Annotated in this window: 11 protein-coding genes; 4 read left to right on the forward strand and 7 right to left on the reverse strand. The window is 69.9% G+C overall.

The genetic code is table 11. From position 1 onward, the window contains the following. The 5 genes from JWQ05_RS03135 to JWQ05_RS03155 all read right to left on the reverse strand — a co-directional run. Positions 1-264: hypothetical protein (locus JWQ05_RS03135; protein WP_299654324.1), on the reverse strand; the 264-nt coding region annotated here is incomplete at its 3' end. Between the two features lie 126 nt (positions 265-390). Beyond that, positions 391-1,731, reverse strand: coding sequence for a leucine-rich repeat-containing protein kinase family protein (locus JWQ05_RS03140; RefSeq protein WP_299654327.1), 1,341 nt, complete (start codon positions 1,729-1,731; stop codon positions 391-393). 25 nt (positions 1,732-1,756) lie between these two features. After that, on the reverse strand, positions 1,757-2,845 hold the full coding sequence (locus JWQ05_RS03145; RefSeq protein WP_299654330.1) for a tyrosine recombinase XerC: 1,089 nt from the start codon (positions 2,843-2,845) through the stop codon (positions 1,757-1,759). Positions 2,846-2,890: 45 nt separating this feature from the next. Further along, positions 2,891-3,724 carry an S-formylglutathione hydrolase gene (fghA, locus tag JWQ05_RS03150; protein WP_299654333.1) on the reverse strand — a complete coding sequence of 278 codons (834 nt, stop codon included), beginning with the start codon at positions 3,722-3,724 and terminating at the stop codon, positions 2,891-2,893. Positions 3,725-3,903: 179 nt separating this feature from the next. Beyond that, complete coding sequence (locus JWQ05_RS03155; protein WP_299654336.1) at positions 3,904-5,040, reverse strand: S-(hydroxymethyl)glutathione dehydrogenase/class III alcohol dehydrogenase; 1,137 nt, start codon at positions 5,038-5,040, stop codon at positions 3,904-3,906. Between the two features lie 285 nt (positions 5,041-5,325). On the opposite strand from JWQ05_RS03155, the gene JWQ05_RS03160 reads away from it, so the two are divergent. Both JWQ05_RS03160 and JWQ05_RS03165 read left to right on the forward strand, forming a co-directional pair. After that, entirely contained in the window at positions 5,326-5,946 is a 621-nt protein-coding gene (locus tag JWQ05_RS03160; protein ID WP_299654338.1) for a DUF938 domain-containing protein, read from the forward strand. Positions 5,947-6,206: 260 nt separating this feature from the next. Next, entirely contained in the window at positions 6,207-8,711 is a 2,505-nt protein-coding gene (locus JWQ05_RS03165) for a hybrid sensor histidine kinase/response regulator (RefSeq protein ID WP_299654341.1), read from the forward strand. Between the two features lie 51 nt (positions 8,712-8,762). Here the strand turns inward: JWQ05_RS03165 and JWQ05_RS03170 are convergent, their stop codons facing one another. Then, on the reverse strand, positions 8,763-9,692 hold the full coding sequence (locus JWQ05_RS03170) for an alpha/beta hydrolase (RefSeq protein ID WP_299654344.1): 930 nt from the start codon (positions 9,690-9,692) through the stop codon (positions 8,763-8,765). Beyond that, complete coding sequence (locus tag JWQ05_RS03175; protein WP_299654347.1) at positions 9,689-11,251, reverse strand: GMC family oxidoreductase; 1,563 nt, start codon at positions 11,249-11,251, stop codon at positions 9,689-9,691. Before JWQ05_RS03175 ends, JWQ05_RS03170 begins: the two co-directional genes overlap by 4 nt. A 252-nt stretch (positions 11,252-11,503) precedes the next feature. On the opposite strand from JWQ05_RS03175, the gene JWQ05_RS03180 reads away from it, so the two are divergent. Both JWQ05_RS03180 and JWQ05_RS03185 read left to right on the forward strand, forming a co-directional pair. Further along, positions 11,504-11,998 carry a DoxX family membrane protein gene (locus JWQ05_RS03180; RefSeq protein ID WP_299654350.1) on the forward strand — a complete coding sequence of 165 codons (495 nt, stop codon included), beginning with the start codon at positions 11,504-11,506 and terminating at the stop codon, positions 11,996-11,998. After that, positions 11,995-12,477: a cupin domain-containing protein gene (locus JWQ05_RS03185; RefSeq protein ID WP_299654353.1), complete on the forward strand. Its 483-nt coding sequence runs from the start codon at positions 11,995-11,997 to the stop codon at positions 12,475-12,477. Before JWQ05_RS03180 ends, JWQ05_RS03185 begins: the two co-directional genes overlap by 4 nt. Positions 12,478-12,479 lie beyond the last annotated feature (2 nt).

Genomic DNA, 12,479 nt, shown 5'->3' on the forward strand with positions numbered 1-12,479 from the left:
CTCCTGCGCGACGCGCAGCTTGCGCGGCTGGGCCATGGCCCGGCGGGCGGCGCGCACCCGGCGTCGGCGCGGGCGCGGGCTCTCGGAGGTGGCGCCGATGTATCCGCCGACGATGCCGCCCACCACCGCCCCCACGGGACCGCCCACGAGCGCGCCCGCCACCACGCCGGTACCGACGCCCACCGTGGTCTTGCTCGCGGCCAAGGCGGCCTGGGGCACCGCCAGCGCGCCGACGAGCAGAACAGCGCAGGTGAATCTCTTCATGGTGATCGAACATCCTGATTTCGGCGGTGATCTCTGACGGTTCACCGTGACGAAATCTGGGCCGTTCCGGCACAAGGCTTTGATCGAGGGAGCGAGGACAGTCGAGGCGTGCCGCGCGCCGGCACTTCAGGCGCGGGCGACCGCATCTGCATTGGCGCAGGCCGTCCCGACGATGTCGATCACCTCTCCAAAGCCCGGGCGCGCATCGAGGTCGGGCTGGGTGCAGGCCGTCTCGAGGTCGCGCAAGGGACCCTGCGCGATGCCCGCGCGGGTGAGGAGTTCGCCGAGCAGCAGCCCCCAGGCCCGCATCTCGATCCGCCGCAGGGCGTCCCCAGCCGCGCCGTCGGGCAGGGTGGAGGCGGCGCCGAAATCGCTGACCACCGCCGCCCCCTGCGCCCCGTCCCACAGGATGTTGTGGCCGTAGAGATCGCCGTGCAGGATCTGGCGGGCGTGCAGGTGGGCGCAGGCCCGCGCCGCGCCATGCGCGATGCGCAGGGCCACATCCGGCGCCAGGGCGAGGGCGGGGTCGTAGACGTCGCGGCTGCAACTCGCCAGGCTCGGCGGGCCGGCGAGCACCCGCCACGCGGCCGGGAGAAGCGGCATCACGAGCCCGTCCGCCCCCTGCGGATGGTCGGCGATGCGCCCCAGCGCCCCGGTCAGGTTGGGATGCGTGCCGGCCGCGAGGCAGGCCGCCATCTCGCGCTCCGGCAAGCCGTCGCTCGTCATCGCGCCCTTGAAGAGCTTGAGCGCAACGGCCTCCGGGGGCGCGCCGCCCCTGTGCCAGAGCGCGCGGTGCACCCGCCCCGAGGCGCCTTCGCCCAGCAGCGCGCCGGGTTCCAGGTCGCCCCAGGGCACGCGGGGTACGGGAGGCAAAACGGGCTCGCCCTCGAAGGGATTGCCGGCGAACGAGGTCCAGGCGAGGCGCGGCAGGGCGGTGAGCCAGGGGGGCAGCGCGTCGAGCCGGTTGGCGGCGAGCCGCACCAGTTCGAGGTTGGGGGCGTCGGCGAGGCTCGCCGGCAGGGACCGCAGGGCGTTGCCCGAGAGCATCAGCTTCTGCAGCAGGGGCCGCTCGCCGAGCGCCTTGGGCAGGCGTCCGATCCGGTTGTCGGTGAGCGTCAGCCAGCGCAGGGCCGGGGGCAGGGCTTCACCCGGCACCTCGACGAGGCCGGTGGCGCGAAAGCCGACCTGGCTCAGCGCCGGGCAATCCCCGAGCACCGGGGGCAGGCGGGTGAAGCGGTTGCCGGAGCAGAACAGCACGCGCAGGTTCTCGAGGCGGCCGAAATCCTCCGGCAGATCGGTCAGCGCGCCGCCGCTGAGGTCCAGCAGTTCGAGCGTGTCGGAGAGGCCCAGGATCTCGCGCGGGAACTCGGTGAGGCCGGGGGGAAAGCGCAGCTCCCGCGCACCCGCGCAGTCGCCCCGGCGCAGGGCATCGAGGAGGCTTCGCGATTCGGGGAGGCTCGCCGTCATCGGGTCGGGGCGGGGACGTGTCGGGTCATGCGCCCGGTCCTAGCGCGGGGACGGATGCCGGCGCACGGCTTTTCTCGCGCGAAGCCAGCGCCCGGGCGGGTGCGGTGCCGGCGCGCGGATGCGCGGCATCGAACGCCTCCATCAGGCGGGTGGCGTCGATCTTGGTGTAGAGCTGCGTCGTCGAGAGCGAGGCGTGGCCGAGAAGCTCCTGGATCGCCCGCAACTCGCCCTGGCGGGCGAGCAGATGCGTGGCGAAGGAGTGGCGCAGCGCATGTGGCGTTGCGCTCTCGGGCAGGCCGAGCGCCCCGCGCATGGAGGCGACCGCGTACTGGATGATCCGGGGCGAGAGCGGACCGCCCTTGGCGCCGAGGAAGAGGGGACCGTCGGGCACGAGGGTGTAGGGACACGCGGTGACGTAGGCGGCGACGGCGGCGCCGACGACCGGCAGCACCGGCACCATCCGGGTCTTGGCCCCCTTGCCCAGCACCGTGACGGCGTCGATCCCCGGGCCGGGCGCGTCCTTGGCGAGCAGCCCGAGGGCTTCCGAGATGCGCAGGCCCGAGCCGTACAGGAGGGCGAGCACGGCGGCGTCGCGGGCCAGAATCCAGGGCTCGCGGTCCTCGCCGGCCCGGAGCTCCAGCCCCGTCATCGCCCGGGCGGCGGGGATCGGGATCGGCCGGGGCAGGCGCCGCTCGACCTTGGGCGAGCGCACGGCGCCGAGCGCCGCCACGGTGCCGTGGCCCTCGCGCTCGATGTGGCGGGCAAACGAGCGCAGGCCCGCCAGCGCCCGCATCAGGGAGCGCCCGCCGACGCCGTCGGCCCGGCGCGCGGCCATGAAGGCGCGCACGTCGCGGGGTTTCAGGGCGACGAGGCTCGGAATACCGGGCGTGCCATGGCGGGCGGCGCGATGGGCCAGAAACTGGCGCAGGTCGCGGGCATAGGCCTCGACGGTGTTGGCCGAGAGGCGCCGCTCGCGGGCGAGTTCGTCCTGCCAGGCGAGCGCCGCGGCCCGCAGGGCCGCATCGCCGGGGAACGCGAACGCGTCCGCCGCCGAGGCGGGCCCGGCGGCGGGGAGAAGGGCGGTCGCGGGCTCGGTCACGGGGGATGCGCTCATCCGCCCATCAAGCCCTCAGAGGCGTTGATGCTCCGTTGCGCGCCGTTACTTCAGGCGCGCGGCGGCCCAGGCGATGTGGTCGGCCATGAAGGTCGAGATGAAGTAGTAGGAGTGGTCGTAGCCCTCGCGCATGTTGAGGGTCAGCGGAATGCCCGCTTTCTCGCAGGCCTCTTCGAGGAGCCAGGGCCGCAGGCCGTCCTGCAGGAAGCTGTCGGCCGTGCCCTGATCGACCAGGAACTCCGGGAAGCGCTTGCCGTCTTCGATCAGCGCGGTGGCGTCGTGGGCGCGCCAGGCGGCGGTGTCGGTCCCGAGATACTTCTCGAACGCGGGCTTCGACCAGCCGGCGGTGGAGGGCTGGGCGATCGGCGCGAAGGCCGAGCAGGACTTGAAGCGGTCCGGATAGGTCAGCGCGATGGTGAGCGCGCCGTGGCCGCCCATGGAATGGCCGAAGATGCCCTGGCGGGACATGTCGGCGGGGAATTCCTTGGCGATGAGGGCGGGCAGCTCCTCGGTGACGTAGCTCCACATCCGATAGTTCGTGGCGTAGGGCGCCTGCGTGGCGTCCAGGTAGAAGCCGGCGCCCGATCCGAATTGCCAGTTGTCCGCCTCGTCCGGGATGCCGGGGCCGCGCGGGCTGGTATCGGGGGCCACGATGATGACGCCGTGCTCGGCGGCCGCCTTGCGGTACTCGCCCTTGTCCATGACGTTGGCGTGCGTGCAGGTGAGGCCGGACAGGTACCACAGCACCGGGACCGGGCCGGTCTCGGCCTGGGGCGGCACGAACAGCGCGAAGGTCATCGGACAGCCCGTGGTCTGCGCCTCGTGCTTGTAGACGCCCTGCGTGCCGCCATGGGCGCGGGCCTTCGAGATGGTTTCCATGGTGTGCTCTCCTGCTGGGGCGATGGCCCCGCTTCGGGGCATGGGTGGGGTTGCCGAATGAAGGATCGGGCTCTCCGTTTCCCTCTCCCCGCTTCCCGTTGCTCCGCGACGCCCCTGCCCCGCGTCAGGGGGAGGGGGCCCGAGCCCGACCCGGCAAGCCCGGGTCGGGACGATGTCGGCTAGTAGACCACCACGGACCGGATCGACTTGCCCTCGTGCATGAGGTCGAAGCCGTGGTTGATGTCCTCGAGCGGCATGGTGTGGGTGATCAGGTCGTCGATGTTGATCTTGCCCTCCATGTACCAGTCCACGATCTTCGGCACGTCGGTCCGGCCGCGGGCGCCACCGAAGGCCGAGCCCTTCCAGACGCGGCCGGTGACGAGTTGGAACGGGCGGGTCGAGATTTCCTTGCCGGCCTCCGCCACGCCGATGACGATCGACTCGCCCCAGCCACGATGGCAGCACTCGAGGGCCTGGCGCATCACGTTGACGTTGCCGGTGCAGTCGAACGAGAAGTCGGCGCCGCCGCCGGTCACGTCGAGGATCGCCTGGACGACGTGATCGTTGCCGACCTCCTTCGGGTTGATGAAGTGGGTCATGCCGAACTTCTTCGCCATCTCCTGCTTGTCCGGATTGATGTCGACGCCGATGATCTTGTCGGCACCGACCATCCGGGCGGCCTGGAGCACGTTGAGGCCGATGCCGCCGAGGCCGAACACGACGACGTTGGCGCCGGGCCAGACCTTGGCCGTGTAGATCACCGCGCCGATGCCGGTGGTGACGCCGCAGCCGATGTAGCAGATCTTGTCGAAGGGGGCGTCTTCGCGGATCTTGGCGAGCGCGATGGCCGGCAGGACGGTAAAGTTCGAGAACGTCGAGCAGCCCATGTAGTGGAACACGGTGTTGGAGCCGCCCGGGCTGCCGCCGGTGGAGACGCAGGAGAAGCGCGAGGTGCCGTCCGGCATCACGCCCTGTCCCTGCGTGGCGCGGATCGCGGTGCACAGGTTGGTGCGCTGCGACAGGCAGGACTTACAGTTGCGGCATTCCGGGGTGTAGAGCGGGATGACGTGGTCGCCGACCTTCAGACCGGTCACGCCGGCGCCGAGTTCGCGCACGATGCCCGCGCCCTCGTGGCCGAGGATCGCCGGGAACTTGCCCTCGGAATCGAGGCCCGACAGGGTGTAGGCGTCGGTGTGGCAGATGCCGGTGGCCATCAGCTCGACGAGAACCTCGCCGGCCTTGGGCCCTTCGATGTCGATGGTCTCGATGGTGAGGGGCTTCTTGGCCTCCCACGCGACCGCGGCGCGCGTCTTCATCACGTGTTCCTATTGTCTGGACGATCACGGACGGCGTCGAACTGCCGACTCTTCGGTGCGCCTCGCTCAGAGGGCGGCACGCCGAACGGCCCGAAAATCTGGCGTGTGTTTGAGGGTTCTCGCGCCCGGATGCAATGTCCAGGGCCGGATTTGGCGGAAAAGCCATGCTCTGCACGCGCCCGATGGCGCGTCGGACCACGCCCGAAACCGCGTGTCCGCGGACGATTATGCTATCGGGATCGGGGCAGGGTTCGCTCGGATCGGCGCAGCGGCAGCGGAGGGACGATGCAGGACTGGGATGCGCGCACGGAGGCCCTGGCCGCCCCCGCGGTGGCCCGCAACCGCGAGTCCATCCTCGCGGCGTTGCGCGACGTCCTGCCGGCTTCCGGCACCGTCCTGGAGGTTGCGAGCGGGACCGGCGAGCACGTGGTCCACTTCGCCGCCGCCCTGCCGGCCCTGACCTGGCAGCCGAGCGACCCGGAGCCGGCCTATCGCCGCAGCATCGCGGCCCACGCGCGGGCCGCCGGCCTCGCCAACCTCCGCCCGCCCCTCGACCTCGACGCGGCCTCGGCCCCCTGGCCGATCCGCCGGACCGACGCGATCCTGTGCATCAACATGATCCACATCGCGCCTTGGGCCGCGACCCTCGGGTTGATGGAGCAGGCGGGCCGAATCCTGGCGCCGGGCGGCCCGCTGTTCCTCTACGGGGCGTTCCGCGAGAACGGGCGCCACACCACCGACAGCAACGCGGCCTTCGACGCCGACCTGCAGATGCGCGATCCGCGCTGGGGCGTGCGTGACCTCGAGGCGGTCGTCCGCGTGGCCGAGGACCGGGGCTTGCGGCTGGACCGGCGGATGACGCTGCCGGCCAACAATCTGGGACTGGTCTTTCGGCGGACCGGGTGAGGAAAAGTCGAGGGTTGGTGCCGTCACGGTCGCTTGGCCAGCCGGACCGGAGATCTCGAGCCTCTCGTGGATGAGGATTACTTCAGGAATATTCGTCGGGCGCGCGAATGACCATTGGCGCGCTCAACCTGAAGGCCAATCGGCCAGAATTTCCAAATAACATGGATAGAATTCAGGATGATTTAACATCCCCCCTGCTATCGCACGCCCTTCGTGTCTGGATGCCTGAGACGGGAATGAGGTTGTAACGATCCGTGGCCATGCCAACCTTGAGTTCCGGGATCAGAGGTATCGCCGTTGCCTTGGGTCTCGCCATACCTGTCATCGTCGCGGGCAACCTGTATCAGGAGCATCAGCACGAGCTTCGCGCGGCGGAGACCTACACCGCCAACACGACCCGTGCGCTGGAGCAGCACGCCGCCCGCACCCTAGAGACGGTCGATACCTACCTGCAGACCGTGATCTCCCTCGTGGGCTCACGACTGGACAGCGTTCCCGCCTCGGTGATCCATGACGCCCTGCGCGAGCGGCTCTCGCAGTCCCGGCATCTGAACAACATCCTCATCACCGACGCGAACGGCCAATTGAGCCACGACGCGACGGCCTTCCCGTCTCGGACCTTGGACCTCGCCGACCGCGACTATTTCCAGGTGTTGCGGAGCAATCCGAGCATCGGACTCTATGTCGGCCAACCGATTGTCGGCCGACAGACGAAGCTCCCGAGCCTGCCGCTCGCACGTCGGATCAACAATCCGGATGGTTCTTTCGGGGGCGTCATCGTCGCCATGATCAATCCGGCGGCGTTCCAGGAGGTCTACGATGCTCTGGATCTCGGACCCGGCGCGACCCTCGGCTTATGGCGCGAGGACGGAACCCTGCTTGTGCGCGCGCCCCACGTGCCCGAGCTCATCGGGAGGAACTACGCGTCTTCCGAGAACTACAAGCGTTACATCCTGCCCAAGCAAACCAAGCCCTTCTGGTCCTTGGGATCGACGGACGGCGTCGCGCGGGTTCTGGCGATCGGCTTCGTCCAATCCTATCCTCTTTACGTAAGCGCCACCCAAACGCGCAACACGGCGTTGAGCAGCTGGTACAAGACCGCCGCGGTCCAGGGCGCGATCGCCGGTGGACTGACCCTCGTTCTCTTTCTGGCCCTGTGGTCGCTGGCGCGCGACATCTCGGACCGGCAGAATCACGCCAGGGAACTGCTCAAAGCCAAGGAGGCCGCGGAATCGGCGACGCTCGCCAAGAGCGAGTTCCTGGCCAGCATGAGCCACGAATTGCGCACGCCGCTCAACGCCATCATCGGTTTCTCCCGCCTGATGGTCGAGGAGCGCGACATGGCGATGCCGACGATGCATCGCTACGCCCGCCTGGTTCAGGACGCCAGCACCACCCTCCTGTCCATCGTCAACGACGTGCTCGACGTCTCGAAGCTGGAGACGGGCAACCTCGACCTCGACCCGCACCCTTTCTCGCCCCGCGACCTCGTCGAGAGCGTCGCGATCCTGCTGCGGGGCGAGGCCGAAGCGAAGGGGCTCGCACTTCACGTGGAGGCCGAACCGTCCTTGCCGCTTACGCTCGTGGGTGACGACACGCGCCTGAGGCAGGTCTTGCTCAACCTGCTCTCGAATGCGGTCAAATTCACCGCGAAGGGCATGGTTTGGGTGTTCGTGGGCTGCGAAGGCGAGGAGAACGGCGTCGCGCGGGTCCGCTTCTCGGTGATGGACACCGGCATCGGGATACCGGCCGACAAGCAACACCGGCTGTTCAAGCGCTTCAGCCAGGTCGACAACTCGACGGCGCGCCAATTCGGCGGCACCGGCCTCGGCCTGGCGATCTGCAAGAGCCTCGTCGAGGTGATGGGCGGCAGCATCGTCGTCGAGAGCGTGGAGGGCGAAGGCACGATGTTCTCGTTCGTGCTCGACCTGCCGGTGGCCGAGGCGATCCCTGCGCCGCAGGATGCGGCCGTGCCGCGTTCGGCCTCGGCATCCGCGCGGGGCGCCCACATCCTCCTGGCCGAGGACGTGGAGATGAACCAGGAACTGGCGGTCGCCCTCCTGACCAGATGGGGTCACACCGTCGAGGTCGCGCCCGACGGCGCCGCCGCGGTCGCCGCGGTGATGAGAACCCGCTTCGATCTGGTGCTGATGGACGTGCAGATGCCGGTGATGGACGGCATCGAGGCGACGCGGCGGATCAGGGCCCTGGGCGGCAGCTACGCCACGTTGCCCATCGTGGCGATGACCGCCAACGTCATGTCCCGTGACATCGCCATTTGCCGCGAGGCCGGTGTCGACGACCACATCGGCAAGCCGTTCGTGCCCGACGCCTTGCGGCTCCTGGTCGAACGCCTCACCGCTTCGAAGAGCCAGAAGATTTCCGATCCGGCGGGTGAAGCCGGGGTTGCGGGCCATGCGATCCTCGATCTGGCCGTCCTCGACGATCTGACCGCGTTGATGGGACCGGCCCGCGTCAGGTCGCTGCTGGTCAAGCTGAACACGCACCTGGAGAAAAATCCGCTGCCGACGACGAACCTCGCCATGCTGCGCTTCGAAGCGCATGCCCTGATCTCGTGGAGCGGCATGCTCGGTCTGCGCGAACTTTCGGACGCCTGCCGCAGCCTGGAATCCGCGTGTGAGGGCGTGGACGGAAGGCGCCTTCAATTCCCCGCCCGTCTGGTCGCCGCACAGGGAGCCGTGGAGCGCGCAAAGACCCGGCTCGCGAACCACCTCGCGTCCCTACCCGACGAACAGGCCGCGTGACGGTGGCGTGAGGCAACACCGGATTCCGGAAGACAGACCCCTGGCCGAGGATCAGCCGCCTCCTCTCGACGACGCGGCGCCACCGCCCCCCACTTCACCGAGGAACCGGACGATCCGCGCCTCGGCCCGGCGCGACTCGGGCAGCCCGAGCAGCGGGTAGACGTGCATCAGGCCGGGTTCCTCGTGATACGTCAGGGCGGTCCCTTCCGCCTCGGCGCGGGCGGCGAGGCGGCGGGCGTCGGTGACGAGGATGTCGTGGCTGCCGCAGAGGAGGTCGATGGGGGGCAGGCCCCGGAGGTCGCCGAAGAGGGGGCTGACCCGCGGGTCGGTGGTGGCCCAGGCACCCGCATACCAGCGCCCGAGGGCCTGGACCCCGGGGCGCATCAGCATCACGTCCGTGGGCTCGATCCGGCCCTGCGCGGGATCGTCGGTGGCGACGTCGAGCCAGGGCGCGATCAGGACGAGACCGCCGGGGCGGGGGAGCCGCGCGTCGCGCACCTGCATCGCCAGCGACAGGGCGAGCCCGCCTCCGGCGGAATCGCCCATCAGGGCGACGGGCCCGTGCGCGTCGGCCTCCAGGCAGACCCGGTAGACCGCCATCGCGAAGGCGCCGATCTCGGCGCACGAACGCTCCGGCGTCAGCGGATAGAGCGGCACGGTGAAGCGCAGGCCCGTGGCCTCCACCATCCGGGCGATGAAGCGCCAGTGGATGTGGGTGATCGGGCTCGTGTAGGCGCCGCCATGCCAGTAGATCGCCCGCCCCGCCGGCGCCCGTCCGCGCGGCGCCAGGGTGTAGACCTCGAAGCCGTCGCGGAGTTCCCAGGTCACCGCGAGCCGGCGGCGCTGTGCGCCGCTCGGCCGGGCGGGATGGGGGCGCCGACGGATCGCCGTTTCGGGGTCGGGATCGTCGTGGGCGAGGTTGCGCCGGCGCCCCGTCAGGCGGATCGCCAGGGCGGCGAGGCGGGCGGGCAGACTCGTCACAGCCGCGCCGCGATGATGTCGCCCACCCGCAGGGCGTTGGCGATGATGGTCAGCGTCGGGTTCACGGCGCCGATGGAGGGAAAGAAGCTCGCATCGGTGACGTAGAGGTTGTCGATGCCGTGGGCCCGGCAGTCGAGGTCGAGCACGGCGGTGGCGGGGTCTTCGCCGAAGCGCAGGGTGCCGGCCTGGTGCGCGGTGCCGCCGATGGGCGTGTCCTTGCCGAGGTAGAGCGAGCGGTCGAACAGGTGCGGGTGCACGTCGAGCTTGCCGCAGAGATCGCGCAGCTTGGCCTTCAGCCGGGCATGGCCCTCCATGTTGCTCTCGGTCAGGTCGAGCCGCACCTGTCCGCGCTCGTAGAAGACCCGGTTCTCCGGACGCGGCAGGTCTTCCGAGGTCAGCCAGAAATCCAGCGAATGCCTGGCGATCCAGTCGAAGGGCTTTTCCGGAAACCATTGCAGGAAGTCCGGCAGGCCCTCGCCGTGGATCTGCGTGCCGTCGGACTTGCCGACCATCTGGATGTGGCCGAGGGGAAAGTCCCAATCGTCCGCGCCGAAGTAGAAGTCGTTGAGCCCCAGCGTCTTCTGGAACTTCGTCGGGTTCGGGGTGCGCGAGACCGCCAGCACGGTGGCGTTGTTGTGGCGCATGTAGTTGCGCCCGACCTGACCCGAGGCGTTGGCGAGCCCCTGCGGATGCGCGTCGTTGGCCGAGCGCAGCATCAGCAGGGCGGAGGAAAGCGCGCCGCAGGCCACCACCACGATGTCGCCGGACACCGTCCGGGTCCGGCCCTCGCGCATGAGTTCGACGCTCGCGATGGCCCGCCCGCTCGGGCCGGTGATCAGGCGCTCGACATAGGCGCCGGTCCAGAGGGTGAGGTTGGGGTGCTGGGCCAGTGCCGGGTCGACGCAGACGACCTGCGAATCCGCCTTGCCGTTGGTGAGGCAGGGGTAGCCGTCGAAGGCGTCGCAGCGGATGCAGGCCGAGTGCGGCAGGGGCTTGCCGTCCCGCTCGTCGAGGAGGATGCCCACCGGCAGGTGAAAGGGCCGGTGGCCCTCGCGCTTCAGCCCGTCGAAGAGTTCCTGGATGCGCGGCTCGTGGGAGACCGGCGGGTAGGCGTAGGGTTTCGCGGCCGGGGGCTCGGTCGGGTCTTCGCCGCGCAGGCCGTGCACGTGGTAGAGTTCCTCGGCCGCCTGATAGTAGGGCGCGAAGGTGTCGTACTTCACCGGCCATTCGGGGGCGTCGCCATCGGGATGATGGACGACGTCGAAGTCGCGCTCCCGCAGGCGCAGCAGCACCGAGCCGTAGACCTTGCTGTTGCCGCCGACATAGTAGTGCAGGCCCGGATGGAAGCCGCGGCCGTCGGCGCCGTACCAGGTCTCGGGCGCCTGGTAGCGGGCATCCACGAACACCGCTCGGGCGTCCCAGTTCTCGCGCTCGCGCGGCAGGTAGTCGCCGCGCTCCAGGAGCAGCACGCGCTTGCCGGTCTGGGCGAGGCGCCAGGCCATGGTGCCGCCACCCGGCCCCGAGCCCACGATCACGACGTCGTAATGGTCTGAGCTCATCGGGTCCTTCGCATCGGGCTCGCGCGGGTCTCGGACGCCAGGACCGTGCCGCCGCGTGCACGCTCTCGCGCCGATACGTCTCGCGCCGGAAGATCTCGCGCCGAAGTGAGGCGTTCGACGCTGCGAACGTCTGAACCGGCGCGAGGATGCCGCGTTCAACCGGCGCACGCATCACGTTCGCTTGCGTAATCATGGCCCGGGCGCCCCGCGATGGCGTCGCTCCCGGGGCACGGATCAGGTCAGGACCGCCACGTGGCAGAACTCAGCATCGGCATCGCCCTGGCGGTCCGGGTCCTCCTGGTGCTGCTGTTCCTGCCCTTCAGCGCCCTCGACAAGATCCTGAACTTTCGCGGCGCGGTGGGGCAGGCACGCCAGCGCGTGCCGAGCCCCGGGCTGGCCCGGGCGCTGATCTGCACCGGATTGTTCGTGGAGGTCGTGATGTCGGCGGGCGTCCTCACGGGCATCGCCGACCGGGCCGCCGCCTTCGTGCTCGCGGGCTATTGCGGCGTCACCGCGCTCCTCTGGAAGCAGTTCTGGCGGCCGGGCGACTTCTGGGCGGGGGGCGACAGCCAGGGGCGCGGCCTGTTCTGGGATTTCCTGAAGAACTTCGCGCTGGCCGGCGGTTTCCTCCTCATCACCTTCGGCACGGGGGCCGACACGGTGCGGCTCTTCCTCGCCGACCCGCTCGCCTCCTCGCAGCCCTACCGCACCGCCCCTTTTCCCGAGATCGCGAGGCCCGTGCCATGACCGACGCCAAGACCGACGCCAAGACCGACGCAACGACGCCCGAGAAACCCCGCGTCCCCTACTGGCACCTCTGGACCGACGCGGAAGGGGTCAGCCACCAGACCCGCTGCGCGCTCACCGAGTTCGACATGAAGTCGATGCAGCCGCCGGCCGATCCGCAATGGCAGGGCGCCAAGACCCATGACGGCGCCACCGTGATGGTCACGGTGCAGCCGGTCGGCTGGACGGGGGCGTGGCACGAGAACCCGAAGCCGCAATGGATCATACCCCTGTCCGGCCGCTGGTTCGTGGAATCCATGGACGGCACCCGCGTCGAGATGGGACCGGGCGAGATCTCCTTCGGCGAGGACCAGAACACCCAGGCCGTGGACGGGCGCCAGGGGCACCTCTCCGGCACCGTCGGGAGCGAGCCCGCCGTGCTCATGGTGGTGCAGTTCGACCGCCCGCCGACCGTCGCCACCCCGTGCCGGTTCCGCTAGCC

It is taken from the genome of Methylobacterium sp. (assembly GCF_028290105.1).
Classification (GTDB): domain Bacteria; phylum Pseudomonadota; class Alphaproteobacteria; order Rhizobiales; family Beijerinckiaceae; genus Methylobacterium.